Source organism: Undibacterium sp. WLX3042 (assembly GCF_049544825.1).
Taxonomy (GTDB): domain Bacteria; phylum Pseudomonadota; class Gammaproteobacteria; order Burkholderiales; family Burkholderiaceae_D; genus Undibacterium.
The window spans coordinates 3,406,316-3,432,406 of record NZ_CP186698.1 but is presented as its reverse complement, the minus strand read 5'-3'; the positions used below and the strand labels follow the sequence as shown (position 1 = coordinate 3,432,406).

Sequence of the window (26,091 nt, the reverse complement as noted above, 5' to 3'; positions counted from 1 at the left end):
TCAAAATAGGTTTTCTTGCGGAGTCAGTGCATGGTCCATTATCTCGTGCATCTGCGCCATTTTTTGCTTCACCTCTGACAAAGATAAGCCAGATAAAGGACCTTCCGGAGATTTGGTCGCCAGCAACTCGGTCGTCATACCGAGAGCTGCCATCACTGCGATCCTGTCGGTTCCTTTGACGCGGGAAGAATCGCGAATCGCGCACATCTTTGCGTCGAGATAAGCAGCCGCTTCCCGCAATGCGCGGTCTTCACCTTCTTTGCATGATAATTTATAAGCTTGTCCCATGATGGTGACATCGACCTGGATCACTTTTTTATCACTCATACTGACACCTCTTCGTCTTTAAGGACTTCGGCAGGTAATTGCATCAGTAAAGCAGTAATCCGTTCGTGCGCTTGTTGCATACGTTCCTTCGCATCCTGATTTTGCGTTGTCAACGCGGTTACTTCATTACGTAAAGCAGCATTTTCCACACGCAAGGCATGAGTGAGCTCTGCGAGCTTAGCCACTTTTTCAGCAAGCAATTCGAAATCGGAAATCATCATATGTCTATGTATTTTGGGGCGCAACAAACCTGATTTCTTATTATACGAGCAAACCCCCGGCACTGACATCTTGATCTGCGGTCAAAGCAATAAATTGCGTGTATGGGTGGATTATTCCGTATCGGGATACATCTTCTAAAACGGGTGTCACTCTACGTATCGTCAAAGAAATCAGTATGCGGCCAGGCATTTTAGGCGCTGAATTATACAAATTGGCGCTGAGCGTCACACTTTTTTTGAAAATAGGTTATTATTTGTCGCATAGCTGACCACGCTTGGTTCTTCATTGGCATATTCAAGGTGTGAATAAATTCCCGCTATTGAAATTAAGCAAATCGCCGCCAGATCCAACCTCTGAATACGGCGAGTTCCCAACTGCCCGACCGATATTCTGTGGCGCTGTTACCCCTTAATTTTTTCCCTCTCGATGAGGATTCCATGAGCGAAAACATCAAATACGTAAGCGATGCTTCTTTTGAAGCTGATGTATTAAAATCTGACAAACCCGTGCTGGTCGATTTCTGGGCTGAATGGTGTGGTCCATGCAAAATGATCGCGCCGATTCTGGAAGAAGTTGCCAAAGAATACGATGGTAAAATTATTGTCGCAAAAATGGATGTTGATGCTAACCAAGCAGTTCCTGCTCAATTTGGTATCCGCGGCATCCCGACACTGATACTGTTTAAAAACGGTTCAGTTACGGCACAAAAAGTCGGCGCACTTGCAAAAGGTCAGCTGATTTCTTTTATCGATAGCAATATCTGATCATTTGCTCCGCCTGTTGCGCTGGATGCTTTTTCTGATGGTGTACAATCCTGTGAAATTGAATTCCGGCGCATCATGCGTCATGAGCACACCGTACACATACATAAAGAATACTTAACAGGTCGCTGACCTCAAGAGACAAATAACGATTCTGTTTATTCCGCAGTTCCTCTGTTCACTCCCCCACCTCATATTCCCGTCCCGGGACACTCACCATGCATCTATCTGAATTAAAAGCCCTACACGTATCCGCATTACTGGAAATGGCGATCGGGCTTGATATTGACAACGCTGCGCGTATGCGCAAACAAGAATTGATGTTTGCGATTTTGAAAAAACGTGCAAAAGCAGGCGAACAAATTTTTGGCGATGGCGCACTTGAAGTATTACCTGATGGTTTTGGCTTCCTGCGCTCTCCCGACGCCAGCTACATGGCATCGACAGATGACATCTATATTTCTCCTTCGCAAATCCGCCGTTTCAATTTGCATACCGGTGACTCGATTGAGGGGGAAGTACGTACTCCTAAGGATGGCGAGCGCTATTTCGCACTGGTGAAAGTAGACAAGGTTAACGGCGAATCACCGGAAGCATCCAAACACCGTATTCTGTTTGAAAATCTGACACCTCTGCACCCGAACAAAGTGCTGACGCTGGAACGCGAAATGCGCGGCGAAGAGAATACGACAGGCCGGATTATCGACATGATTTCCCCTATCGGACGTGGTCAGCGCGGCTTGCTGGTCGCCTCTCCGAAATCGGGTAAATCCGTGATGCTGCAGCATATCGCGCATGCCATCACAACCAATCATCCGGATGTAACATTAATCGTTTTACTGATCGATGAACGCCCTGAAGAAGTGACCGAGATGCAGCGTTCCGTGCGTGGTGAAGTCGTCGCCTCCACTTTCGACGAACCTGCAACACGCCACGTTCAGGTTGCTGAAATGGTACTGGAAAAAGCCAAGCGTTTAGTCGAAATGAAAAAAGACGTGGTCATTCTGCTCGACTCGATCACCCGTCTGGCGCGTGCCTACAATACCGTTATTCCGGCATCCGGCAAGGTGCTGACAGGCGGTGTCGATGCTAATGCATTGCAGCGCCCAAAACGCTTCTTCGGTGCAGCACGTAATGTCGAAGAAGGCGGCTCGTTAACGATTATCGCCACGGCGCTGATTGAGACTGGCAGCCGTATGGACGACGTGATCTACGAGGAATTCAAAGGCACGGGTAACATGGAAGTACATCTGGAACGTCGCCTGGCGGAAAAACGCGTTTATCCGGCAATTAACCTGAATAAATCTGGCACACGTCGCGAAGAATTACTGATCAAACCAGATCAGCTCCAGAAAATCTGGATTCTGCGTAAGTTGCTGTATTCGATGGATGAAATCGAAGCGATGGAATTCATTCTCGATAAAATGAAAGCCACCAAAAATAATGCGGAGTTTTTTGAAATGATGCGTCGTGGTGGTTAAGTACGTCCATAGTTGATGGATGTGCTAAAAAAAGCTGTCAATGAAAATTGTCAGCTTTTTTAACGCCTTGCAGTTACGCTTCTGACGCACATCTCCAAAATAAAAAAAGCTTCCTGAATTACATCAGGAAGCCTTCTTCTTTAAGCGAACAATTTACTGTGAGATAGCTTTCACTTCCCAACCACCACCAACCGCTTTATACAGGCTGACCACTGCGCTGAGATGGGCACGCTGAGTATCGATCAACGCAGTTTCAACCGCAGCCAGATCACGTTGCGCATTCAACACTTCGAGGTAGCTACTGTAACCATTTTTATAGCGTAACTCCGCCAGTCGCTGACTGTCTTTCAATGCCTTAACGCGCTTTTGGTTCGCCCGATAAATCTGCTCATTTGATTCAGCACTGCTCAACGCATCATGCACGTCGCGGAAAGCCCCTTGCACCGCTTGCACATACTGCGCAGTCGCCTGCGTTTTGCGAGCTTCAGCGCCAGATACCACGGCACCAATTGCTCCGGCACGGAATACCGGCTGAACCAGATTGGCGCCGAGATTCCATAACAAAGAGGTAGGATCAACCAGATCTTTGAACACACGCGACTCGTAGCCTATGCCTGTCGTCAACTTAAGACTGGGAAAATACGCTGCCTTCGCCTGACCGATATCAGCATTCGCAGCAATCAGCGTTTGTTCCGCCGCCAGAATATCAGGACGACGATTCAATACATCGGAGGGTAAATCTGCAGGCAGACTCAGATGTTGGTACAACGCCTGAATATCCTTACCGCGTGCAATCACTGGCTGGGCGACGGCAGCCGGACTGCGGCCCAGCAACACGGCAATGGCTGACTCAAGATTAGAAACAGCCAGCTTCGCTTGCGATACGCTGACTTCTGCTGCAGCAGCTTCAGATTCCGCCTGATGAAGATCAAGCTCTCCAGTCGCACCAGATGCAAATCGCTTCTGTTGCAGACGCAGATTTTCTACGCGTGTCTGATAAGTTGACTGAGCTAACGCCAGTTGTGCATCAGCGGCACGCAGCGCGAAATAACTCTGTGCAAGATTGCTGAACAAACTGGTTTGTACCGTCGTGCGGTTGTATTCCTGTGCAAATAAGCGGGCTTTCGCCGCTTCATCCGCGCGCGACAATTTCCCCCAGAAATCGACTTCATACGAAGCCGTCAGCCCAAGCTGAAAATCCTTACTGACAGGATTTGCACCGCTGGCCAACTTACCTGCATTCTCACTGGTGCGGACTTTAGAGCCACTCAGTGTCGCATCCACGCTGGGATAACGGTTAGATTTTGCACCAACAGCAAGGGCACGTGCTTCTTCTATGCGCCCTGCTGCCAGCAGCAAATCCTGATTATTTTTTGCCGCTTCCTGTATCAGTTCAAGCAGGACAGGGTCACGGAATGTGCTCCACCATTCAACAAAATCCGTTTTCGTCGTCGCTCCAGATACTGCCAGCTTAGCAGGAACATCAAGCTGAGGACGTTGATAATCTGGTCCTACCGATGCACATCCTGCCAACACCAGACTGGCAACGATCGTGCTCAGGGCAAATTGTGTTTTCAACATAATTATTCCTTCCCTTCTGCTTTTTGTTCTTTAATCAGCTGCCCCAGAGGGATGTGATCCGGATGATGGAAGTCTTCAGGGTATGTTTTAAAGCGTTTATCGTTAATCAGCTTAAAGAACAAAGGCACAAAAAAGATCGCGAGGAAAGTCGCTGCGAGCATGCCACCCAGAACGCCGGTTCCCAGGGATTGACGTGCCGCAGCACCCGCACCATGCGAGAAGGCGAGTGGTACCACCCCCAGAATAAATGCCAGCGAAGTCATCAGAATCGGGCGGAAACGCAGACGCGCCGCCTCCACTGCCGCGGCAACCGGCGCATAACCTTCATGCACTTTCATCACCGCGAACTCCACAATCAGAATCGCATTTTTTGCTGACAAGCCGAGCAAGGTGACCAAACCGATCTGGAAGTACACGTCGTTGTTGAAGTGACGCAGATATACCGCCAGCAGCGCACCAAAGATACCGAAAGGCATCGCCAGCAGTACAGAAAATGGTAACGACCATTTTTCATACTGTGCTGCCAAAATCAGGAAAATCATCAGAACACCCGCACCCAATGCCAGACCCGCGGCATTGCTGCTGCGTTTTTCCTGGAATGACGCACCGCCCCAGTCATACACGATATCGGCTGGCAACACATTTTTCGCTGCGCGCTCCATCGCTGCAATCGCCTGACCGGAACTGAAGCCTGGTTTAGCATCTCCCATGAGTTTAATCGCGGGCAAGGCATTGAAACGTTCCACAGAGTCAGGCCCTGTGATGAACTTGATCGTAGTGAACGCCCGGATAGGTACCATCTGACCATTGGCAGAGCGTACATACATCGCACCGATATCATCCGGTTTCGCGCGGAACTGGCCTTCAGCCTGCAACTGCACGGTGTAGATACGACCGTTTTTATTGAAGTCGTTAACGTAGTAACTACCCATCGTAGCTGCCAGCGTATTGTAGATATCTGCTAACGCGACTCCCATCGATTTGGCTTTTTCATTATCCACGTCGACATACAATTGCGGTGAATTGGCTTGCCACAATGTTTTTACCCCGGCCAGCTCTGGCTGCTTATTCGCTTCTGCAATCAGCAAAGGCAAAATCTGTGCGAGACGTTTAACCCCCCCCTCACCCGCATTCTGCAGATAAAACTCAAAGCCACCGGTCTGACCTAAGCCCTGAATCGCTGGCGGAGCAAAAAACAAAGGTAAGCCTTCTTTAATGCGACCAGTTTTCATATAGCTTTCACCAACCAGCTGTTGCGCTGATTTACTGCGTTCTTCCCATGGTTTTAAAGGGAAGAACATCGTCGCAGAGGAAGATTTCAAACCACCGCCACCGAGGAAGTCCAGCCCCACCAACGCAAAGGTTGTGTCGATCTCCGGATTGGTTTTCATCACCGATTCAACCTGTTTGACAACAGCATCAGTGCGGTCAAGAGAAGCACCATCAGGCAAAATGGTCGCGCCCAGGAAATAGCCCTGATCCTCATCAGGCACCAGCCCACCGGGCACGGTCTTCCACAGTACTCCTGTCAACGCCACCATACCCGTTACCAGACAAACGCCCAATAGAGCCCTCTTGAGGAAAAAGCTGACGCCGTTGGTGTAGTGTTTTGTAAAACGCAGGAAAGCCGCGTTAAACCAGAGAAAAAACGGATGATGATTTTCTGTTCCTGGCTTGAGGAAAAGTGCACACAAAGCCGGTGTCAGAGTCAACGCAACGATACCGGATAACACCACCGCGATAGAAATCGTGACCGAGAACTGACGATATAATTCACCTGCAAGACCACCAAGGAAAGCAATCGGACCAAACGCAGCGACCAGCACCAGTACAATCGCAATCACCGGTCCCGTTACCTCATGCATTGCTTCAATCGCCGCATCTTTCGGGGTCATTCCTTCTTCGTTAATCAAGCGCTCAACGTTTTCCAATACCACGATCGCATCATCCACCACGATACCGATCGCCAGCACCATACCGAATAAGGTCAGTGTATTAATGCTGTACCCCAGCAGATGCAAACCTGCCATCGTACCAATCAGAGAGACAGGAACCGCCAGCGTAGGAATGATGGTTGCCCGCCAGCTTTGCAAGAACAGATAAACCACAATAAACACCAGTACCATCGCTTCTGCCAGCGTTTTCAACACTTCGGCAATCGACTCAGTCACGAAAGGTGTCGTATCGTAAGGCGTTGCGTAGCTCATTCCCTCCGGGAATTTTGCCTTCAGCTCTTGCAAGGTTTTCTCAACAGCCTTACGTGTTTCCAGCGCATTTGCGCCGGTCTGTAAAAATACGCCGATATTGGCGGACGGATGTCCGTTAATACGGCCATACAGGTTGTAATCTTTCGATCCCAGTTCCACCCGTGCCACATCTTTAATGCGGATAGTTCCACCGTTTTTATCCGTCTTCACGATAATATTGGCAAACTGTTCGGGCTCCAGCAAGCGCCCTTTGGCAGTCACTGTCATGGTCAGCTCTTCGGTATTATTCGGTGTCGCACCGATCTTACCTGCCGCATACTGCGCATTCTGCTCGTTCACCGCATTTGATATATCGGCTACGGTAACACCCAGTTGCGCCATACGATCAGGGCGCATCCAGATCCGCATCGCATAATCTTTCGCACCAAAAATCTGTACGTTTGTCGTTCCCGGAATCCGCTTGATCGCATCCAGTACATTCTGGGTCGCGTAATTCGACAAATACAATGCATCGTAGCGATTATCAGGTGAATACAAAGCGGCAACCACCAGGAAATTCGACGAACTCTTAGAGACTGTCACACCCTGGCGACGGACTTCCTGTGGCAACTTAGCATCAGCCTGCCGTACGCGGTTATTCACGTTCACTGCAGCAATATCGAGATTCGTCCCCACTTCAAATGTCACGTTAATTGATACGCGACCGTCAGCAGATGAAACAGAATCCATATACAACATGTGTTCAACACCATTGATCTGCTCTTCAATCGGTGCTGCGACGGTGCGCTCAATCACTTCGGCTGAAGCGCCGGGATAGATCGCCGTCACATTGACTACCGGCGGAGAAATTTCCGGGTAGCGCGAAATTGGCAGGACGCGTAATGCGGCCAGACCTGCCAGCACGATAATCAGCGAGACGACAGTCGCGAAAATCGGCCGGTTAATAAAAAATTTAGAGAACATGAATGATTCCTTGTCGCCCGTTTCTCATAGAAGCGGGATGTTCATAAAGAAAGGAGTGCCATTAATAATCAGCGCTGCAACTCACTAGCTTATCGGTACTGTTACCTGGTGCCGGTTGCGGAAGCTGCGGAAGCGGAAACCGCTTCTTTTGCAGGCGCCTGAGCGGCAACCGGCGCTGATGCAGCATTTGCTGCCTGCGCGGAAACGGCGACCGGCTTCACTGTCATACCAGGATCATGTGCCTTGATCACGCCATCAACCATCACGCGTTCGCCGGCTTTGAGTCCTTTGGTTACGATCCATTCTCCGTGCGACCAGCCTTCAAGTTCAACCGGACGTGGTGCCAGTTTGTTATCCGGAGTCACAACGAAAACCATCTTGCCCATAGGACCATCAATAATCGCACGTTGCGGTACCGCCAGCGCGCCTAAGCGCTTCGCACCCGATAACATGACACGGACAAACTGTCCCGGACGCAGAGTACCGTCAGAATTGGCCACTTGCGCACGCGCGTCAAAGCCACCGCTGGCAGCATTAATGCGTTCACTGACAAAATTCATTTTGCCGGTCGTCGGGTACGTACTACCGTCGGCCAGTTTCAATTTCACGTCAAAACCTATGCTGCCATTCTTACCGGCTTTTCCTGGTACAGCGACCTTGCCATTCGATACTTCTTTGGAGATTTTCAGGTAATCCGACTCAGGGATACTGAAGTTCACATACAAAGTATCTGTCTGCACTATGGTCGTTAACAAACTGTCGGCACTGGTAATGAGACTACCATTCGATTTCGCCGCCATACCGGTCACACCATCTATCGGCGCCACTACTTTGGTATAACTCAAATTCAGCTTTGCTTCATTTGCCTGTGCCCGCGCTTGTTTATAACTGGCTTCCGCCGTTTCCAGCGTCGACTTGGCATCATCAAATTCTTTCTGACTGATCGCTTTTTCAGCAGCGAGAGGAGCCAGACGCGCATATTCACGTTTTGCCTGATTCAACTTTGCTTCTGCAACGCCGGCGGCAGCTTCAGCAGAAGCGAGTTGCGTCTGATAATTAGCCGGATCGATCTGAAATAAGACGGTACCCGCTTTTACACGGGAGCCTTCTTCATATAAACGATTTTCCAGAATACCCGGAACACGCGCCCGGATCTCTGTTTCTTTCGAGCCCGCAGTCTGCCCAACATATTCAAAATCAACCGACAGATCACGGCTTTCCAGCGTGACAACATTAACCTCTGGCGGAGGCATATTACCTGGACCTGCATTTTGTCCGCCTTGTTTACCACAGGCAGTCAGCACCATTAAAGACAAAGTGATCACCAGCGCGCTGGCGGCACGGCGAGAAAATAATTGCGATATCTGGGATGACAGGGTTGTGGACCGGGACGAAGAGATACCTGAAGAGTACATAGAAATTCTTTCTTATTGATGAAAGGACGGTGTGGTATTATATACATACACGAATGTTTGTAAATAAATTTATGAAATGACTATCAGATTAGCAAGGGATATTCAGATAACGATGACATTTTGATTACGAATAGTTAAATCATTGGCATTCACGATGACTCTTGCTTAACTGTGGTGCGAACTTAGGTACTCTTATTATCATCCAGACAGCGTTCATCCTGCTGTAACAAACTATGGAGTTTTAGTAAAAGAAGTGTACTACCGCAAACTTCGTTTAAATAGAGTCATTCTGGTATTGCGATATTTGTTTACCCCTCTTAAGATGCCGACCAAACGCGAGAGAGAAAAACGTATCAGCAAAGTGATATCAGCGCTTCGGGTTGCCTTCGTAACTCAAAGACATGCACTTGGTAAGCAGTAAGGAAAATCATGGCAAGAAAGACGAAAGAAGAAGCTCAGGAAACCTATACGGCACTGTTAGATGCTGCGGAAGATGTCTTCTCCACCAAAGGCGTCACCAACACAACGCTGAATGATGTTGCATGTGCAGCAGGAATGACGCGTGGCGCGATTTATTGGCACTTCAAAGATAAAAACGCGCTGTTCCAGGCCATGTGCGACCGCGCTTTCCTGCCGATGGAAGCTTTATTAAACGAAATCAGTGATGCGCCCCAGAAAGATCCGATTGCAGCGTTGCGACAGCTGAACGTACATTTTCTGAAACTCGTTTCCAGCGACCCCCGTCAGCGTAAGGTATTCGAGATTATTTTTCATCGCAGTGAGCGTAATGCTGAACTTCCTTACTTCGAAACTGAAAAAGAAAAGCGCACCGAATGCCTGAATAAAGTACAGATCATTATCAACAACGCTGTGGCTTCCGGCCAGTTACCAGCAGAAACCGATACATGGATTGCGATGCATGCGAATCACAGCTTTCTGGTCGGACTCATCAGTGAATGGCTGGAAGACACCGATGCCTATTGTATCAATACACATGCAGAAGATATGGTGGATATGTTTTTAAGCGGCCTGCTGACACGCCCGCCACTCAAAAAAAATCGTGCGACAACCTGAGCGCAGGACAACTCAAGACACATCCGCTACCAGCTTGCTCAGGCTGGCAACTTCAGGTCAAACTTCACTGCTAACATCCTCAGCGTGAAAGTGCTGATGATGCCGGCAAACAAAGCGGCGGCATCGTTGAACTGAAAGTATGTCATCCCCAGATAAACCCAGCAGCCTGTGAAAGCACAGGTGGCATACAACTGACCACGCCGGAATACCATGGGAATCTCGTTACAGAGTACGTCCCGCAGCACGCCACCAAAGATACCGGTGATCACTCCCATCATGGCGCAGACAAAAGCCGGCATATTCAATTCCAGTGCCAGCGAGGTACCTGTTACACTGAATAATCCCAGCCCCAGAGCATCGGCCCACTCAATCACACTTTCAGTCACAGCATGGCGCAAATGACGGAATAAAGGTGTCGCGATCAAAGCCAGCAGGAAAATCAATATAGGATATTCCTGATTTTCGACCCAAAATAACGGCCGGCGATCAAGTAATAAATCACGCAGGGTTCCACCTCCAAATGCGGTAATGAAGGCTACTGTGAATACGCCGACAGGATCCATACGCTTACGCCTGGCCTCTATAAATCCGGAACAGGCAAAAGCCACGACGCCAGCCACTTCAATCGTGTGCAACATTGCGTTCATCCCTGCATAGCTTGCCGCCATATTTTTTCTCATGTCATTCAATAATGCTGAATTTTAACTGCTGTCTCCGTACATCGAAACTAAAACAGCCTGATCATCCGGATCAATACAATGCAGAAATCTGCAAACAGTATCTGAATGTGTCATCGGGCAAACATTGTGAAACAAGCCGTGTGGCATCAATTACCAATCCTATTGTATAATCGCGGGCTTGGTATTTTGCACGCGCAAGATCCATGATTACTTTAACTCTGGCAAGTGATACGCAATCGGGTCAAGAAGCAAGCCGACCGACGAAGTGCTTATTGGCTACCAAACTTTATATTGAGGCAAGCATGAAAGAAGGCATCCACCCAAACTATCGTGAAGTGTTGTTCCACGACGTTTCTAACGATTTCAAATTCATCACACGTTCAACTATCAGCACTAAAGATACTGCTGAATTTGAAGGCAAAGAATACCCACTGGTGAAAATTGAGGTTTCCGCAGAATCCCATCCGTTCTACACTGGTAAGCATAAAATCGTTGATACAGCTGGTCGCGTTGACAAATTCCGTAAAAAGTTCGGCAGCGTTGGTTCCAAGACTTCTGTTGCTAACTAATTCGTGCAATGATTTAAATAAAAAAGGCAGCTCAGGCTGCCTTTTTTACTTCTTCTTTCCTTACAATAAGCACGCTTTCCACCCACACTTAAAGCTATGAAGCCAGTTCGTCTTCCTGCCTCTGCCACAATTGCCCTTCCCCGCTGGGGAATCCTGGCACTCTGTTTGCTCTATATCCTGCCAGGCCTGATTGGACGAGACCCCTGGAAAGGCGATGATGCGACAAGTTTCGGCATCATGTGGACAATGGCACAGGGCACGCTTTCCGACTGGTTGTGGCCACACATTGTTGGGTTACCCATGGCAGAAAAAGGACCGTTAGCGTTCTGGCTGGGCGCCATCTGCATCAAATTGTTCGGCGGTATTCTTGGCGACCCGATGGCAGCGCGGCTATCAACCGGTTTTTTCTTTTTACTAGGATCAGTTTCGGTCTGGTATGCAACCTATCTGCTTGGGCGCCGAGCAGAAGCCCAACCACTCAAACTCGCTTTTGGCGGTCAACCCGACCCTAAAGATTTCGGGCGGACACTTGCAGACGGTGCTTTACTGATCTACCTGGGATGTCTTGGTTTGCTGGTACGCAGCCATGAAACCGGTGCTGAAACATTGCAAATTTCACTGGTGGCATTCACTCTGTATGTTTGCGTCCGCCTGCTCGATAAGCCGAAAATTTCTCTCAGTGCACAACTGGGACTAGGCCTCGGTCTGCTTGTCCTGACAAAAGGATGGGTACTGCCTGCGACCCTATTTCTGGTATTGATCGCATTGTGTGTCTATCGTCAACAAGCTCAGCATATCAAGTTTATTTTTTTGGGGTTACCTGTTGCCTTAATTCCGGTGGCAATTTGGCTGCTCGCAATAAAAATCAACCATCCCTACGACAGCAGCCCAATCCCCGCCTGGATGTTGTGGAATTACCGCCAGATTAATTGGCCCAGCCTCGACAGTATCAGTTACTTTTTCAAATACAGCATCTGGTTTGCGTGGCCGGCCTGGCCTTTTGCTGCATGGGCTATTTATGCATGGCGCAGACAAGAAAGGGCGTTACATATAGCGCTACCCTCAGCATTCCTGATTGGATTTATCGTTCTGGCCTTGATGAGTCAAAACTCAGAAGAAAGCTTATTATTACCTCTGCTGCCACCGATAGCGATTCTCGCTGCATTCGGCCTGCCTACAATGAAACGCAGTGCCATCAACGCCGTAGACTGGTTTGCCGTGACAGTGCTCACCGGTACTGCCGGCTTCATCTGGCTGGGCTGGATAGCAGAACAAACCGGCTTTCCTGAAAAGTTGGGCGAGAAAATTCTGAGACTCGCACCCGGCTTTGAAGCCAGCTTCAATCCATTCGTATTTGCACTTGCATCGATTGCAACGCTTGCGTGGTTTTTGCTTGTTTACTGGCGTATTTCGCGGCAACCATCGGTTCTCTGGCGAGCGGTTGTGCTGTCAAGCGGCGGGCTTATTTTATGCTGGCTATTACTGCTGACATTATGGCTGCCCTGGATAAATCACAGGATAACTTATGCCAGTGTTGCAGAAGATCTTGCCCAGCAACTACCAAACAAATCATACTGTATTGATGGGTATATAGGCCCCTCGCAGAGAAGCGCTTTTGCTTATTTCGGAAAAATTCAATTTGCCGGATTTTCAGATCACGACTGTGGTTATCTGATGATTCAGAATAGCCGAAAACAATCTGCCTCAGCCGTCATGCCCGCCCATCTTGATCCGGAACAATGGGAATCTGTCTGGAAAGGACACAGGGCTGCCGACAAAGATGAATTATTTATATTGTATCGTCGTAAATTGCAGTAATTGCAGAAATGCGTATATCGGGTCTGTGACGACCCGATATGATTGAGATGACGCAGCGTCAATCACGGAAGACTTAACCAGAGATTCACAAGGAAAGGTTCAAGTTAGAATCTGAGAAATGCGGTAGACAAAAGAATCAGAACATAAACATACTCCGATCAATACCATCCCTGCAATAAGCCTTTCGTGAGACTGTGTGACTCTGCGATACCCTTGAAGCTCACATCAGCCTCTAAAAACCCGAGGTAAAGAATACCCCTCTCTGTTGCACCTCGTTTATACAAGTTTGCAGCGCAGCGGGATTGCCGATGATAATCTCGGATGGTCATGAATAGATTGAAGCATTACAAAACAAAAAACCCGCGTTCTCATAGTGAGTAACACGGGTCATTGGACTACTTTGTACTGCTTTAAACAAGCTTTTGGTGCGAGAGCCGGAATCGAAAATCTAATATAAGTTATTGATATTAAATGAATTATTTTTCATTAAAAATATAAGTACCAACAAATGTACCAACAAAAATTTAACTGCACCTGTTTGTTATGAATTTACAACATAAAATCAGTTCATCGTTTTAATTACTCGTCCGAGCGTTAAAGCGGATCAGCTTACTTATGAAAAGTCCATCTCAAGAATGATGGGTTCATTTTTACAACGTTGCAAAGTGCGCAAATTATCAATCATTTTCTGTGCGTACTATCTGCGTACCTTCGAAAGGTCGCAGATCCCTGCAAAAAAATTAGCTTCGTAGGTGCGGTAGTTCTTCGTTGGTGTCATTCGCACCACTTATGCCTTAGCCGACGGGGAGCAATGTACTTGGAATTTAGGTACCGTATTCAATTTTCACATTCACATTTCTTCTATATTCAGAATTACACAAGCCGAGCAGTTGTTGGGTCGTACGCGTATCAGTAAACGAACCAACTTTAATACGCTGAACCGCTTTATAAATAATATGTAGAGATACCAAAAAACTACTTTAATTCATGTGTACACATTGGAAATGTCTAGCTATCTATGAGTTGAGGAGTATTCGTTTCAAGCGAGTGTCTACCTGTTCCAAACTAAGTAGATTAAGTAATCTTTTTTTATTGCTTAGCCGAAAAAATTGCCTGCGCTATTAGTACATATATCAAAAATACTATCCCACAGGTTACTACGTATCCAGTTTGTGATGTGGTCAATATCGCGAAAAACAGGTTGATAAACAAAGCAACTATAAAGAAAACAAATGACAGAATACGCACGTTTACGCCTATTCGCGCTTCACTAAAGGTTATTCCAATCGCGCCAGTAAGCGTAGAAGCAAGAAAGATAAATGCACCAATTCCAATCGCTCCCTTCATCGTATTGCTGTCAAGGGCGACTAAGCCATAGGTCAGTAACGCTCCAATTATTAAGGCAATCAAACAATTTAGCGAATTAATTTTCATTATTATTGCCCCCTGGTATAAACAGCGGTGGAGCCAGCGCAACTAGTCTAAGAACATCTGGCAAATTCTCTGCTGTTTGCCACTTACTCATACCTGGACGCCAAACATAACTATCCTTTGTAACCTTATTCTCGTTAATCAGGCGAGATAATTCTGGCGCCGAAAAAGGACCAGCGGTTTTTCCATCCAAGATGACATGGTAGTGATGCTGAGTCTCAAGTTGAGCAGTCTGCACGCCCGCAATATGAGTATTGTTCAAGGCTTGGTTCATTGAGTTAGTCATTTGCTTGGCAACGGCTACCCCTAACCCAAACTCTACAAGTCGATTAATAGAGAAAAAATTATCATCGTTCATCTTTGTGCTCCTTTCATTTCAAGCTGCGGGTGGTGGTGGTGGTGGTGGTGGACGCACTGCTTCAAGTATCTCAGCAAGATCCGGTAAATTACCAGCCATATTCCAGTTTTCCATACCAGGCTTCCATACGTGGGTGGACGCCACTAGTTGCCCATTTCTCGCCATCTCCTGCAACTGAGCGAAGCCGAACGGTCCCGTACTTTGTCCATTAACACTGACGTTATACTGTACCTGTGGAGGTGGGGGGGGCTGTTGGATTGGTTGACCTGCCATGTTCATCATATTCGCCATTTGTCCGCCCATAGCTCCACCAACGGCCATACCAGTCATCATCCCGACTGGATTAAAGGCTCCACTTCCACCACCCAAGTTCATAGTGCCCATCTCGCCAAGATTATTGGCCGCTGCAGTCAATACTTGCGTTTGTTGATTAATTTGATGTGCAGCCAGGTGCTGAGTCTCTGTTTGTAGTGCTTGGAATTTTTCAGTTGCTTCGCGTTGAATACGTAGCGTCTCACTCAAGTTGACTGCGTTAATTTCCTGAGTTTGATCCAGGTTACGAAGATTGATTTCATTTTGTTTTTGACGAGTCGCTATCTCGAGGTCTGCTGTAATGCTACGCAGTTGTTGGTATTCCTCAGTGGTCTTGTCGACTTCAATTGTTGCCAAATCAAAACGAACCAATTCCACACCAAAGTCATCACGAAATGCCTTTGCAATGCGTGGCTCAATCAAGTCGTTTACCTCGAGTAGTTTTCGCTCGATTTGCAATACAGGAATACCGTGATCAGCCGGTGCGTTACTAATGATTCCCTTGACATATTTCAGTAATGCATCTCGTACTAGAACGCGAAACTCTTGTAAATCGAAATTGATTAATCTGTGAAGCTTGATGAAAGCGCGATAGTCCGTCAATTTGAATTTGATAGAACCACGAGCAGCCATACGCACTGGAAAATCCAAAAAACGATTATCAAATACATCGAAGTAAGGCACGCCGAACGGCATGTCTTGCTGACCTTGCAAATTTATGAAATAAACTTCAGCCTGAAAAGGTGACTGCCCGGCATAGGCGAGGCCTAATATATTTGAAATAATCGGGAAATTTGATGTTTTTATAGTGTCATCAAACGGTCCCTCAATAAAGTCTTGATTCGCACCGTCTTTTTGTTTGTAAACAAAAACGGCGACTTCACCGTCTTTGACACGCAGACTGCTACCCCAACGAATCGCATTTTCTTTGTTAGTGCTGTTGGCGCCTCCACTTGGGCGCCATTTCCAAATAAGGTAATTTTCCTCATCGCAACGAATGACATCTAACATGCCACCCTCGCTCTTTTTTCCAAAGATACCCATCTATTCTCCTTCTAGATATTCGTTATCGCACTTGTTGTACTTACCATTTTTTTTCAAGTGCTTTTGCTTTTTCCTTGTCGGCTGCGATTCGCGCAATTTCTGCAACTTTACGTTCGGTAGCCTGTTTTTCTTCGGAAATTCGGTTAGCTTCCGCCATTTTTTCAGCTGAAATACGATCAGCTTCCGCAGATTTTTCTGCTGCTTCAGTATCGATGGCTTTTTGAACTAACACAGTCAATTCATTACGCTTAACATCCCACGCAGACCGGGCCTGTTGACTGTCATTGTTTTTACAAGCCGCATCCGGAAGATCCCAATGTACTTTGCTTATCATGGCGAGTGCTTCTGAATAGCGTTTACCTTGATAGACTTGAGTAATACTTTCAATAAGTTTTTCTAGTCGCGACTTTTCTGTCTGAGCACTCAATGTATATTGTTCTTCGCACTGTTGCTGCTTGTGCTGCTCCATTTGTGAGTTCACGAAACCAATGAGTGCTAACACAATAGCACCACCAGCCAGAACAACGAATAATGGATTACGCCTTGCTTTAATTTGTAAGGTGTCAGCAACTGTACTGCTTAAACTCTTTTCTATCCGATCGAATTCGGCCAGTGCATTTGCGTCATTTTTATAGGCATGCTTTGCACGATTCAATACTTCCATGAATTTACTACGCCAGTCTTCGATGTTTGGATCTGGCTGTACGCTTTGAACAATTTTTGGCTGAATAAAAAACATTAGTTGCTGCAGATCCTCCCTTGAATTGGGTACCGGAAAATCTCGGATCACTCGCGCACGTTTGTCGATAATGGCTTTTTCTCTGTTTTTTCCTTTAATTCCCTTGGCATCGATTTCTTGTTCAATCTCTTCAAAGCGTGCTACCAGTGAGGTAATTGAGCGATTGGCATCAACGTCGGTAAATTCATGGCCGCACGCTTCACAAGCGGAAGCAAAAGCACCTAATTGTGCCCCGCAGCTAGGGCATTTATTAACTGTTCCTTTTTTTTGAAAGGTAGGTGTATCTGAAGATTGGTTCATGTCGAATATCCTGGTATTACAGGGAGATGAGTAGAAATAACAATGTGCCATTTGACCATCGAAGAATGGTCGAATGGCACATTCATTGTTTTACAGCACGCTAGTCGCGTCGGCAGGGAGAGCGATTTTATTTTCCTTAGCGAAATCGATTGTTCGCTTCAGGGTATCTTTTAAACCAGTGATTGAATTTGGCAACGATTTGATAACATACGAAGCAGCACCAGCTGAAGATCCAATGGATGTAATGCTTGGCTTGAAATTCTTCACATCATTGGCCATACCCGTATAAGATTTGATACCTTTAACAAGGTCAACCACTCCAGCAACATAGAGTTTTTTACTATCTGCACTCATAGTAACTTTTTTTGCACCCATAGCTTCTTCAAGTGCTTTACTGCTATCCGTTTGCACTTTTGCAGCATCCTCAAGTCCTGATGCAGTAGCACCCTGGGTCAAGTTCTTTGCAGCGAGCTCTTCTCGTTCTGCTTGCTCTTTCAAGCCCATAGCTTTGAGTAAGTTTACATCTGCACTCATTACGTGCTGAGTACCACCAACATAACTCTGGACAAGTGTCTCTGCTGAAACACTGTTGCTACTATTGCTACTACCACCGAGGACATTTCCCAGTCCGCCAAATTGTGCGAACGACGGAGTAGTGAGTGTAGTGATAGCCAAACACAGAACTGTTCCAATAAACTTCTTACTCATATTTGATTCTCCTACCGACTAAAAAAATTAGATATATCCCGTCAGCATAAAAACATATCCATAAATATCTATGAAGATACTAGGTGCGTTTATTGGATACCCGATGCATTGAGTCGACTGATAATTTCACGAGTTGCTATCAAAGCTGCATCCTTTAATCCCTTGTCACGTGCCACAATATTTTCTGCCGCGATACCATAAACTTGGGTCAATGGCACGGATGCCACTTCACGGGGCATTGTATTGCTGAGGTCTAACACCCGACCAGTTACATTCACAGCCACGCGGGCCATACCGGTAGCAGGATCTTTTCCTGGCGTACCTACGTCAAGTGTTGCAATTACAAGTAGTGGTATTTGGGCCTTTTTAAGCGTCGTAACAATTGAACGCATAGTTGATGGAAGTAAGTCATTGCCTGAAGAGAAGTCTTTATTAATTGATTTAAAATCCTTATCCCCGATAGAGTAGGCAGGATCAACTACTATAAAACCACCTTGAGAAAATAAACTTGTAATGGATGTGGCAACATTAGTAATTGGTAGGAGGCGATAAGCAAGTTCATCGGTTTTCTGGGTGGAGCTTCCACCAGTTTCAACTTGAATTGCTGCCTTTTGTGTTCCACTTTTAGTTGACGCTGTAGACTCCACCTCTGCCGCTGAGCGTTTGAATAAGCGAGCGTCATACGATGTAGCGCTAGCAAGCTCCCGCCCCACAAATATATAAACCAATTGAGATTTAGCGGCTTGATTTGCTTTGCTGACATTGCTAGAACTACGCAATGTATTCCGAAGTTTTGCGACATTCAAATCTACGCGCACGGCTACTGAATATTTGTGCAAACTTGCCTGATCTTGTTCATTAATAACCGTCGTATTAAGGATGAATTTATCAAGATTTTCCTGAACCTTAGCTTCAATGTTTTCAAAATTCTGCGATTCAGCCTCGCCATTTTCTGCAAAATAGCGCTCTACCGCTGCAAGTTGTGCTTTTACATAGGCCTTATCTTTAACATCTTGCTGCAGTGTCCCGCTATACGAGAGGGTGCCGACACCTTTTACTTGAACAACCTGCGCTTGTGCTAATAGCGTACTCATTAGCAAGATAGCCAATATCATTATTTTTTTCATTTACAGTTCCTCAGCGTTTCTCTGGCAGATGCCATTTGTGGTTCGATTGGTTTGACAGATGCGGCAGTTTCCAACCACTTAGAACCTGGTTGTTTCAAAGCATCTGAAAATTTGGTGAATAAGCCACGAATAGCATCTTGATATGCTGCAAAATCATCGCTATTGGTCTGACCAGTTGGTAAAACTGCGGTTTCGCCATTCTTTATATCCGTCGCAATGAACGACGTATTCAACTGAGGCTCTAAAAAATTTAGGCTCATATAAGCGCCGTACACATAAGTAGAGCTGACGTTTGTTTCTGCGGTTTTTATCTTTGCAAATTTATTTAGTTTGAGATCGAATACATAATCGCCTTCACTCAACTTCAACTTGATATCGGCTCCATTCTCTAAGCGCATGGACATTACGCCACCTATCGCATGTCCAATGTTATTCGGTAACATGGATATCCCTAGTCTGGATGCTAATATTGACCCAAGAGAATCAGCAAGCATTGCTTGAATTGCATCTGGGTTGGCACGCAATGATTCGGGAAATAGAGCCAACGCTTCTGGGCTAATTTCACTTTTCCGGATCTGTACCGTGTGATGACCTTCATGTGGAGGTGTTGCCTGCTCTAGGCACTTGGCGAATTGTGTAATCAATCCTTTCGTATCTGGTCTACGAATCAGATTATCTACAAAGCCTGAAATTCGTTCACTAGATGGCTGGATTGGGGTTGCATCGAATAGGGCTACACTTATAGGACAACTGCGAACAATAACTTGACTTTTGTAATCAAAAATAAGAGTGTCGCCTCTTAAATTAACAAAGGTTTTGTAATAGTTTCCATAGTTTTCAATTGCTACGGTCTCACCCGTCAAAACTAACACTGCCATCAAAGCGCGATCATTTGCCAAGGTCATGCTTGACCCAGGTTTAAACTCATACTCAAGATTTTTGATTTTGTTCGCTTGGTCAACAACTAGGCGTGAAAACGTATTTGCGCCATCTTCTTTTTTTTGTTGATCTCTAAACTGTTTGAAAGTGTATGGAAATCTCTCAGAAGCACTCTGAAAATCACCCGAAAAAGCGAACCCTGCAATTGAGACTTCGATCGCGTAAGCTGGTAAAGTGCAATAAGATAAACTAATTAAAACACCAATTATTTTTAAAAATACCAATTTATAGTGACGCAAAAACACTTCTCCTTTAACTATAAATAGATTGCTATCGTTGAACTTATGTAACTCTCTTTTGGTAGTCTAATTAGTAAAATATATTTAAGCAACAAAATGTAAATGGTAAGCGTAAAGCCAACGCCGTCTTGAGCCGGATGTTGATTTGCTAGATGATGGCATCACACCGCTGGGAAGCGGCGTGTTGTTTAGGCTGAGGGGAGCTGTGCGGCACAGAGCGCACTTGGAAGCTGGCGGCCAATCAGTTTGCCATCATGTTTGGCGAACGCTTCACCAACGCGATTAACTAAAACCCGGCCCCGCACACACAGAATTTCTTACACGTCCGATTTTTGATTTTCATTTTTCTTTGCCATTTCATCTTCCTTCTTGTTAAGCGAAATAATTCCTGATGCTATTCCAATCACTACGCATAAAGTTGCGCCAGAACAAAATGAATAAAATGCTATTCCATCTAACCTTCGGAGAGATTTCGCTGAACTATCTTCCTCCGGCGTTTCTTCAATAATGTCCGTTAAATGTTTCTTGTTATTGTTAAAAATTCTTAATATCGATACAACGCAAACTAGAAACGATATTAGAGCTAAGCCATATAAAATCAATATTAAAAACGTTGTGATACCAATCGTGGTTAATAACGTTATCAGTAGACCGATTCCTCCTGAAGAAAGGGAAAGTAGCCCTTTATCATGCTCTAAGGATGTGTTGTACCAAGCGTTTGTACTTGCTGCATAGTACTCGACGTCCTTTAGCTGAAAGGAAGTTTGAGCGATATCTTTTTGCTTCGATTTAGTTGAAGCGAGATTATTGCGTCTTGTAATTCTATTTCTTTTTGCTAGTGTATTCTTCATTTTCCACGGCTAACCCTAGTAGAGTTAATCACTGGTAAGTAGAAGTTTTATTGTAACTTATGCATATTTAAATTGAATTGAAATTGAATTAATTTAACGCGTTTTTACGGATGGATGTTGTTACGGGGATATTGGAAGGTGTTGAAACGTTATTTTGCCCATTAAGCGACAAATCTCTTGCAAAGCAAACCATTGTAGGCGGCGACAAAATAACTGCAAATGAGGGACAAACTCGCCGCGACGGTACACTTCAGCGTGCAGGTAAATTCCGAAAAAAAAGCCAGCTTAATTGATTAAGCTGGCTTTTACCTGGCGTCCCCAAGGGGATTCGAACCCCTGTACTCACCGTGAAAGGGTGATGTCCTAGGCCTCTAGACGATGGGGACATATTCTGTCCTTGTTACTGACCCGCACTTACCTGACCACAGGAAGTGGATTTAAAGCTGGCGTCCCCAAGGGGATTCGAACCCCTGTACTCACCGTGAAAGGGTGATGTCCTAGGCCTCTAGACGATGGGGACATATTCTGTCCTTGTTACTGACCTGATACTGCTTTACTTGCTGCCCACAATAAACATACTAAATTTATTGGCGTCCCCAAGGGGATTCGAACCCCTGTACTCACCGTGAAAGGGTGATGTCCTAGGCCTCTAGACGATGGGGACAGCAAGTATTTTCTGTTTCGCATACTGCCTAATGACAGTGCACTTTTTTGGTGGAGGTAAGCGGGATCGAACCGCTGACCTCTTGCATGCCATGCAAGCGCTCTCCCAGCTGAGCTATACCCCCGACACAGAATAGAAGCGAGATTATAGGGGATGAACGCTTTATTGTAAAGCCCTCACCCACTCTCACTATCGATTAATCAGCAGCGATCACAGCAAGACGCTGTAAAACAACTTCGCGACCAAACAATTCGACAACAGCATCAATGGATGGCGTCTGCAACTGCCCGGTTAACAGCAGACGTAATGGCATCGCAAGTTGCGGCATCTTCAGCGCATGATCTGCCAGCACCTGCTTCAGTGCAGCAGACAAAGCAGCTTTATTCCATTCGACTGTTTTGCAAGCATCCGCATACTGACGCAATGCAGACAATACTGCAGCAGTCACATGCTGCGCCATTAAAGCAGCGTCCGCCGCTGGCTGGCGATAAAACAGCATCGCTGCCTGCCCCAGCTCTACCGTGGTATTCGCGCGCTCTTTCAGCAAGGCAATCACTGCAGGTAAAGCCGGCGCATTAGTAAACACGGCGCCATCTTTTTCCATCTGTGGACGAATTAAATCAGCAAGGCGCTGATTATCAGCTGCTTTAATGTAGTGGTTATTAATCCAGGCCAGTTTTTCAGGATTAAACTGCGCCGCAGAACCCGACAAGTGGGTCAGATCAAACCAGCTGCACATCTGCTCCATCGAGAAAATTTCATCATCGCCATGACTCCAGCCCAGCCGAGCAAGATAGTTCAGCATGGCCTCAGGCAGGTAACCTTTGTCGAAGTAATCCATCACGCTGACCGCATCGCGGCGCTTGGACAACTTTTGCCCATCCGTCCCCAGAATCATAGGAACGTGCCCGTATTGCGGCAGTGTCGCACCGAGCGCATTCAGAATATTGATCTGACGCGGCGTGTTATTCACGTGATCATCGCCACGAATGACGTGGGTAATCTGCATATCCCAGTCATCCACAGCGACGCAAAAATTGTAAGTTGGCGTGCCATCCGGACGCGCAATGACCAGATCGTCCAGCTCTTTATTGCTGATCGTGATCGTTCCCTTGACGACGTCATTCCAGCTGACTTCGCCGTCCAGCGGATTTTTAAAACGGATCACTGGCTTACGGTCTGCCGGTATCGCTGGCAGCGTTTTACCGACTTCCGGACGCCATGTACCGTCGTAACGCGGCTTATCGCCGGCAGCACGTTGACGCTCGCGCATCGCCTCGACTTCTTCGGGTGAGGAATAGCAATAATAGGCTGTGCCGTTGGCCAGCATTTCCGCCAGCACTGAACGATAACGCTCCATACGCTGCATCTGATAAAACGGACCTTCATCATGCTGCAGACCCAGCCAGTTCATGCCATCCAGAATCGCCTGCACCGCTTCCGGAGTGGAACGTTCAAGATCGGTATCTTCAATACGTAAAACAAAGGTGCCGCCATGATGGCGCGCAAACGCCCAGCTGAACAAAGCGGTACGGGCACCGCCAACGTGAAGATAGCCAGTCGGGCTGGGAGCAAAACGGGTACGGACGACAGTCATGAGATGAATTGCACCGCGTGCAGCATCTGCTGATCGCAGAAGCAACACCAGTATGCGGATAAAGTTAAAACCAGCATTTTACCGTTTTCAGCGCAACGAGGATACCGGCAACGGCCGCGCCGCGCTTCAAAAACTGAAGAGGAAGCCTTAGGTTCAGGCAGAAATGGGAGCCGGCGTTGTATCAGCAAACAATTCCGGCTCGAACTCAAGGCGATGAGGATGCGTCAGCAACAGGAAATGTCGCCCAGAGCAACGGGAAAACAAGCTCATGCCTATCTGCGAAGCGACCTGGTGCCCCATCTCTGTGGTTCCGGAGCGCGACAATAAAATGGGGATACCCATCTGCGCTCCTTTAATCACCATTTCAGAAGTCAGACGACCGGTGCTGTAAAAAATTTTGTCGCCGCCATCAACCCTATCTAGCCACATTTTTCCAGCAATCGCATCGACTGCATTATGACGACCGACATCTTCGACAAAGTATAAAAGTTCCCCCTGATTCGAGAATAAAGCGCAGCCGTGAACCGAGCCGGCTTTTTTATACACCGACTGCTGAGTGCGGATGGTATCGATGATTTTATACAGTGCGGACTGGCGGATACGGGCGTGGTCCGGCAACACAATCTGATCAACCTCATCCATCAGCCCACCAAACACGGTGCCCTGACCACACCCCGTCGTCACAACACGTTTCGATGTGCGCTCTTCAATATCGGTCACGCCAGTATGCGTGACGACCGCCGCCGCAGACACTTCCCAGTCCACCTGTACCGAGGCGATATCAGTGATCCGGCGCAGCAAACGCTGATTCCGCAAATAACCAAGTACCAGTGCTTCCGGGTTGCCGCCCATGGTCATCAGCGTCACCAATTCACGCTTATCAAGATAAACGGTTAACGGGCGCTCAGCAGGAATGGAGATCAGATTAACGCGACCACGCTCATCGGTAACCAGCACTTCTTTGGTCAGCGCGACGGACGATCTGGACAATACTGGCATATACGGATGGTCAGACATTATTTTTTCCGGCCAGAAGGGCATAAATCGGTAAAAATATACTCCCCCGGAGTATATCTGGCAGCCCAACATCTATAAGGACGTTAAGGGTTAAATGCCATTTTCGAGGGGGAGTATGTGTTTTTTATAAGGCAGGACTTACTTCTTGACTGCAACAGGAGCAGTGCTTGCAGGCGCTGTCGTTGCAACAGCAGATGCACCGGCTGGAGCCGCAGCAACTTCAGGCACATACGGACCAGGATCGGTACATGCTGGTGTTGCCACCACCGCCTTGGTGTCTTTTCCTTTCAGATAAGCTGCAGCAACTTTATCCTGCGCCTTGCACAGCTGATATGCAGCCACTTTATCAGACCAGGCAGCCTTCGCCTTCGCTTCCGCCGCCTTTGCCTTGGCTTCTGCAGAAGGCTCAGGCAATTTAGCGAAGCTGGACGTTGCCAACAAGCATGACAGCAGCGCTATGCAGAGCGATGAAACAGACAATACATTCTTTGACTTCATTTTTCTCTCCCACTCAACTAGGCGTTAACCACGGTCGCCTTCGACTCCGGCGACGCCGTTGTACTGCGCACGCGCGGAATTTTTCCTTGCTCGATATCGGCATACCAGAGATCGTGATGCTCTTTCGCCCAGACGTCATCAACATAGCCGGTACGCATGGATTCATAAGCTCCTTCCATCCCTATCGTACCAAGATAGATGTGACCGATCACCATACCGGCTGCCAGCATGGCAGCGGCAATGTGCACCACACTTGCAATCTGCATGTAAGCACGGGTGTATTCAAATCCCGGTACCAGTTTATCAAGCACAAAGCCGGACGCACTGACGATCAGACCAAGACCGACCACACCACCCCAGAAAATGATCTTCTCACCCGCATTAAAACGATGCGAACTCACGTGTGAACCACTCAGCAATCCACCGAGTTTCGACATCCATTTAATATCAGATGCCGACGGTAAATTGTCGCGGGCAAATTTAATAAAAAACAGAATGATGGACACAGTGAAAATGGGGCCGACAAAGTTATGAATGTTCTTGCATAAAAAGGCCAGCCAGCCAAACAGCGTCAGTCCGAAGACTGGCAACAGGACATGCTTACCGAACAGCATCACAATACCGGACAGAGCCAGCGTGACGAAGCTCAGTGCCATACTCCAGTGCAACGTGCGTTCGGTCGGTGTGAAACGCTCAATCAGGCGACCGGTGCGCGGCCCGTCGAGACGAATCTGTCCTCGGAAGAAATACATCGCCGCCGTCGCCGCCAGAGCCGCTAACAAAATACCTCCACCGATCATCGTCAGTGGACCGTTCCGGTATTGACGCCATGCCTCACCTGCGGTCGTCGCCCGTGCCTGACCCGGGAATTGCGTTTTCCCCTGTATCAGCACGCCTGCTTCCAGCGCTGGAAGACTCGAATAGTGCTTGGTGCCATCGGCCACCAGACGGTATGTCGGCGCCAGATTGCCAGGTTGCGTTTGGGTACGTTCGGCCTGATTTTGTTTCAGAATATCAACCGACTCAACGCCCAGCAGTTTTTCTGCGGGTGCAGTCGCCGTAACCGCATTCGCCGGTGCAGCGGTCTGCCCGGCATTCTGCGCGGATGCCAGTGTCGCTGCCAGCGCCAGAGTCAGCGAAAGAATCAAAGATCTCATGTCAACTCCTTG

General features: G+C 47.2%; 24 protein-coding genes and 4 tRNA genes. 6 read left to right on the top strand and 22 right to left on the bottom strand.

Translation table 11 applies throughout. The annotated features are described in order from the left end of the window. Together ACPAOP_RS15510 and ACPAOP_RS15505 are read right to left on the bottom strand one after the other, a co-directional pair. A complete protein-coding gene (locus tag ACPAOP_RS15510) occupies window positions 1–312 on the bottom strand; it encodes a cell division protein ZapA (protein WP_423682348.1) in 312 nt (103 codons plus the stop codon). A gap of 11 nt (window positions 313–323) precedes the next feature. Further along, window positions 324–545: a DUF904 domain-containing protein gene (locus ACPAOP_RS15505; RefSeq protein ID WP_423708606.1), complete on the bottom strand. Its 222-nt coding sequence runs from the start codon at window positions 543–545 to the stop codon at window positions 324–326. A 441-nt stretch (window positions 546–986) separates the two neighbouring features. Here ACPAOP_RS15505 and trxA point away from each other — a divergent pair, with 441 nt between their 5' ends. Together trxA and rho are read left to right on the top strand one after the other, a co-directional pair. Then, window positions 987–1,313, top strand: a complete 327-nt coding sequence (gene trxA / locus ACPAOP_RS15500; RefSeq protein WP_423708605.1) for a thioredoxin TrxA — start codon at window positions 987–989, stop codon at window positions 1,311–1,313. Window positions 1,314–1,528: 215 nt separating this feature from the next. Next, window positions 1,529–2,791, top strand: coding sequence for a transcription termination factor Rho (gene rho / locus ACPAOP_RS15495; protein ID WP_212679292.1), 1,263 nt, complete (start codon window positions 1,529–1,531; stop codon window positions 2,789–2,791). A gap of 153 nt (window positions 2,792–2,944) precedes the next feature. Here rho and ACPAOP_RS15490 read toward each other — a convergent pair whose 3' ends face one another. The 3 genes from ACPAOP_RS15490 to ACPAOP_RS15480 all read right to left on the bottom strand — a co-directional run bounded on the left by ACPAOP_RS15490 (window position 2,945) and on the right by ACPAOP_RS15480 (window position 8,957). Further along, window positions 2,945–4,372, bottom strand: a complete 1,428-nt coding sequence (locus ACPAOP_RS15490) for an efflux transporter outer membrane subunit (RefSeq protein ID WP_423708604.1) — start codon at window positions 4,370–4,372, stop codon at window positions 2,945–2,947. 2 nt (window positions 4,373–4,374) lie between these two features. Beyond that, window positions 4,375–7,542, bottom strand: coding sequence for an efflux RND transporter permease subunit (locus tag ACPAOP_RS15485; protein WP_423680067.1), 3,168 nt, complete (start codon window positions 7,540–7,542; stop codon window positions 4,375–4,377). Window positions 7,543–7,643: 101 nt separating this feature from the next. Continuing rightward, window positions 7,644–8,957: an efflux RND transporter periplasmic adaptor subunit gene (locus ACPAOP_RS15480; protein WP_423708603.1), complete on the bottom strand. Its 1,314-nt coding sequence runs from the start codon at window positions 8,955–8,957 to the stop codon at window positions 7,644–7,646. 429 nt (window positions 8,958–9,386) lie between these two features. On the opposite strand from ACPAOP_RS15480, the gene ACPAOP_RS15475 reads away from it, so the two are divergent. Beyond that, window positions 9,387–10,031: a TetR family transcriptional regulator gene (locus ACPAOP_RS15475; protein ID WP_423680065.1), complete on the top strand. Its 645-nt coding sequence runs from the start codon at window positions 9,387–9,389 to the stop codon at window positions 10,029–10,031. A gap of 38 nt (window positions 10,032–10,069) precedes the next feature. Here ACPAOP_RS15475 and ACPAOP_RS15470 read toward each other — a convergent pair whose 3' ends face one another. Then, window positions 10,070–10,699 (bottom strand): trimeric intracellular cation channel family protein, encoded by a 630-nt coding sequence (locus ACPAOP_RS15470; RefSeq protein WP_423680064.1) that lies wholly within the window; start codon window positions 10,697–10,699, stop codon window positions 10,070–10,072. A gap of 314 nt (window positions 10,700–11,013) precedes the next feature. Here ACPAOP_RS15470 and ACPAOP_RS15465 point away from each other — a divergent pair, with 314 nt between their 5' ends. Both ACPAOP_RS15465 and ACPAOP_RS15460 read left to right on the top strand, forming a co-directional pair. Then, window positions 11,014–11,280, top strand: a complete 267-nt coding sequence (locus tag ACPAOP_RS15465) for a type B 50S ribosomal protein L31 (RefSeq protein ID WP_423680063.1) — start codon at window positions 11,014–11,016, stop codon at window positions 11,278–11,280. Window positions 11,281–11,376: 96 nt separating this feature from the next. After that, window positions 11,377–13,098: an ArnT family glycosyltransferase gene (locus tag ACPAOP_RS15460; protein ID WP_423680062.1), complete on the top strand. Its 1,722-nt coding sequence runs from the start codon at window positions 11,377–11,379 to the stop codon at window positions 13,096–13,098. Between the two features lie 1,089 nt (window positions 13,099–14,187). Here ACPAOP_RS15460 and ACPAOP_RS15455 read toward each other — a convergent pair. From ACPAOP_RS15455 to ACPAOP_RS15420, 8 genes are all read right to left on the bottom strand, one after another. Further along, entirely contained in the window at window positions 14,188–14,532 is a 345-nt protein-coding gene (locus ACPAOP_RS15455; RefSeq protein WP_423708602.1) for a hypothetical protein, read from the bottom strand. Further along, a complete protein-coding gene (locus ACPAOP_RS15450; protein ID WP_423708601.1) occupies window positions 14,522–14,887 on the bottom strand; it encodes a DUF4339 domain-containing protein in 366 nt (121 codons plus the stop codon). The genes ACPAOP_RS15455 and ACPAOP_RS15450 overlap by 11 nt, the downstream gene beginning before the upstream one ends. Window positions 14,888–14,905: 18 nt before the next feature. After that, on the bottom strand, window positions 14,906–16,243 hold the full coding sequence (locus ACPAOP_RS15445; protein ID WP_423708600.1) for an SPFH domain-containing protein: 1,338 nt from the start codon (window positions 16,241–16,243) through the stop codon (window positions 14,906–14,908). 40 nt (window positions 16,244–16,283) lie between these two features. Beyond that, window positions 16,284–17,282 (bottom strand): hypothetical protein, encoded by a 999-nt coding sequence (locus ACPAOP_RS15440; RefSeq protein WP_423708599.1) that lies wholly within the window; start codon window positions 17,280–17,282, stop codon window positions 16,284–16,286. 90 nt (window positions 17,283–17,372) lie between these two features. Then, complete coding sequence (locus ACPAOP_RS15435) at window positions 17,373–17,990, bottom strand: hypothetical protein (RefSeq protein WP_423708598.1); 618 nt, start codon at window positions 17,988–17,990, stop codon at window positions 17,373–17,375. Window positions 17,991–18,079: 89 nt separating this feature from the next. Further along, window positions 18,080–19,117 (bottom strand): hypothetical protein, encoded by a 1,038-nt coding sequence (locus ACPAOP_RS15430; protein ID WP_423708597.1) that lies wholly within the window; start codon window positions 19,115–19,117, stop codon window positions 18,080–18,082. Beyond that, window positions 19,114–20,295, bottom strand: a complete 1,182-nt coding sequence (locus ACPAOP_RS15425; RefSeq protein ID WP_423708596.1) for a hypothetical protein — start codon at window positions 20,293–20,295, stop codon at window positions 19,114–19,116. Before ACPAOP_RS15425 ends, ACPAOP_RS15430 begins: the two co-directional genes overlap by 4 nt. A gap of 317 nt (window positions 20,296–20,612) precedes the next feature. Then, window positions 20,613–21,146: a hypothetical protein gene (locus tag ACPAOP_RS15420; RefSeq protein WP_423708595.1), complete on the bottom strand. Its 534-nt coding sequence runs from the start codon at window positions 21,144–21,146 to the stop codon at window positions 20,613–20,615. 110 nt (window positions 21,147–21,256) lie between these two features. Between ACPAOP_RS15420 and ACPAOP_RS15415 the strand changes: the two genes are divergently transcribed. Beyond that, window positions 21,257–21,439, top strand: a complete 183-nt coding sequence (locus ACPAOP_RS15415) for a hypothetical protein (RefSeq protein WP_423708594.1) — start codon at window positions 21,257–21,259, stop codon at window positions 21,437–21,439. A gap of 17 nt (window positions 21,440–21,456) precedes the next feature. Here ACPAOP_RS15415 and ACPAOP_RS15410 read toward each other — a convergent pair. The 8 genes from ACPAOP_RS15410 to ACPAOP_RS15375 form a co-directional block, all read right to left on the bottom strand. After that, window positions 21,457–21,532 (bottom strand) — tRNA-Glu (locus ACPAOP_RS15410). 58 nt (window positions 21,533–21,590) lie between these two features. Beyond that, a tRNA-Glu gene (locus ACPAOP_RS15405) sits at window positions 21,591–21,666 on the bottom strand. Window positions 21,667–21,734: 68 nt separating this feature from the next. Further along, window positions 21,735–21,810: transfer RNA gene (locus tag ACPAOP_RS15400), tRNA-Glu, on the bottom strand. Window positions 21,811–21,858: 48 nt separating this feature from the next. Next, window positions 21,859–21,934 (bottom strand) — tRNA-Ala (locus ACPAOP_RS15395). Between the two features lie 72 nt (window positions 21,935–22,006). Further along, window positions 22,007–23,407: a glutamate--tRNA ligase gene (gene gltX / locus ACPAOP_RS15390; RefSeq protein WP_423710030.1), complete on the bottom strand. Its 1,401-nt coding sequence runs from the start codon at window positions 23,405–23,407 to the stop codon at window positions 22,007–22,009. A gap of 153 nt (window positions 23,408–23,560) precedes the next feature. After that, window positions 23,561–24,424 carry a formate dehydrogenase accessory sulfurtransferase FdhD gene (locus ACPAOP_RS15385; protein ID WP_423708593.1) on the bottom strand — a complete coding sequence of 288 codons (864 nt, stop codon included), beginning with the start codon at window positions 24,422–24,424 and terminating at the stop codon, window positions 23,561–23,563. A 138-nt stretch (window positions 24,425–24,562) separates the two neighbouring features. Further along, window positions 24,563–24,922: a hypothetical protein gene (locus ACPAOP_RS15380; RefSeq protein WP_423708592.1), complete on the bottom strand. Its 360-nt coding sequence runs from the start codon at window positions 24,920–24,922 to the stop codon at window positions 24,563–24,565. Window positions 24,923–24,939: 17 nt separating this feature from the next. After that, window positions 24,940–26,079 (bottom strand): formate dehydrogenase subunit gamma, encoded by a 1,140-nt coding sequence (locus ACPAOP_RS15375; protein ID WP_423708591.1) that lies wholly within the window; start codon window positions 26,077–26,079, stop codon window positions 24,940–24,942. Window positions 26,080–26,091 lie beyond the last annotated feature (12 nt).

Bases quoted from the DNA above. Each gene is read 5' to 3' on its own strand.
- ACPAOP_RS15430 (WP_423708597.1), bottom strand. From the start codon at position 19,117: ATGAAAAAAATAATGATATTGGCTATCTTGCTAATGAGTACGCTATTA.
- gltX (WP_423710030.1), bottom strand. From the start codon at position 23,407: ATGACTGTCGTCCGTACCCGTTTTGCTCCCAGCCCGACTGGCTATCTT.
- ACPAOP_RS15380 (WP_423708592.1), bottom strand. From the start codon at position 24,922: ATGAAGTCAAAGAATGTATTGTCTGTTTCATCGCTCTGCATAGCGCTG.
- ACPAOP_RS15440 (WP_423708599.1), bottom strand. From the start codon at position 17,282: ATGAACCAATCTTCAGATACACCTACCTTTCAAAAAAAAGGAACAGTT.
- ACPAOP_RS15485 (WP_423680067.1), bottom strand. From the start codon at position 7,542: ATGTTCTCTAAATTTTTTATTAACCGGCCGATTTTCGCGACTGTCGTC.
- ACPAOP_RS15470 (WP_423680064.1), bottom strand. From the start codon at position 10,699: ATGGCGGCAAGCTATGCAGGGATGAACGCAATGTTGCACACGATTGAA.
- ACPAOP_RS15420 (WP_423708595.1), bottom strand. From the start codon at position 21,146: ATGAAGAATACACTAGCAAAAAGAAATAGAATTACAAGACGCAATAAT.
- ACPAOP_RS15415 (WP_423708594.1), top strand. From the start codon at position 21,257: ATGGATGTTGTTACGGGGATATTGGAAGGTGTTGAAACGTTATTTTGC.
- ACPAOP_RS15445 (WP_423708600.1), bottom strand. From the start codon at position 16,243: ATGGGTATCTTTGGAAAAAAGAGCGAGGGTGGCATGTTAGATGTCATT.
- ACPAOP_RS15450 (WP_423708601.1), bottom strand. From the start codon at position 14,887: ATGAACGATGATAATTTTTTCTCTATTAATCGACTTGTAGAGTTTGGG.
- ACPAOP_RS15455 (WP_423708602.1), bottom strand. From the start codon at position 14,532: ATGAAAATTAATTCGCTAAATTGTTTGATTGCCTTAATAATTGGAGCG.
- ACPAOP_RS15490 (WP_423708604.1), bottom strand. From the start codon at position 4,372: ATGTTGAAAACACAATTTGCCCTGAGCACGATCGTTGCCAGTCTGGTG.
- ACPAOP_RS15435 (WP_423708598.1), bottom strand. From the start codon at position 17,990: ATGAGTAAGAAGTTTATTGGAACAGTTCTGTGTTTGGCTATCACTACA.
- ACPAOP_RS15480 (WP_423708603.1), bottom strand. From the start codon at position 8,957: ATGTACTCTTCAGGTATCTCTTCGTCCCGGTCCACAACCCTGTCATCC.
- ACPAOP_RS15460 (WP_423680062.1), top strand. From the start codon at position 11,377: ATGAAGCCAGTTCGTCTTCCTGCCTCTGCCACAATTGCCCTTCCCCGC.
- rho (WP_212679292.1), top strand. From the start codon at position 1,529: ATGCATCTATCTGAATTAAAAGCCCTACACGTATCCGCATTACTGGAA.
- ACPAOP_RS15385 (WP_423708593.1), bottom strand. From the start codon at position 24,424: ATGTCTGACCATCCGTATATGCCAGTATTGTCCAGATCGTCCGTCGCG.
- ACPAOP_RS15375 (WP_423708591.1), bottom strand. From the start codon at position 26,079: ATGAGATCTTTGATTCTTTCGCTGACTCTGGCGCTGGCAGCGACACTG.
- trxA (WP_423708605.1), top strand. From the start codon at position 987: ATGAGCGAAAACATCAAATACGTAAGCGATGCTTCTTTTGAAGCTGAT.
- ACPAOP_RS15475 (WP_423680065.1), top strand. From the start codon at position 9,387: ATGGCAAGAAAGACGAAAGAAGAAGCTCAGGAAACCTATACGGCACTG.
- ACPAOP_RS15465 (WP_423680063.1), top strand. From the start codon at position 11,014: ATGAAAGAAGGCATCCACCCAAACTATCGTGAAGTGTTGTTCCACGAC.
- ACPAOP_RS15505 (WP_423708606.1), bottom strand. From the start codon at position 545: ATGATTTCCGATTTCGAATTGCTTGCTGAAAAAGTGGCTAAGCTCGCA.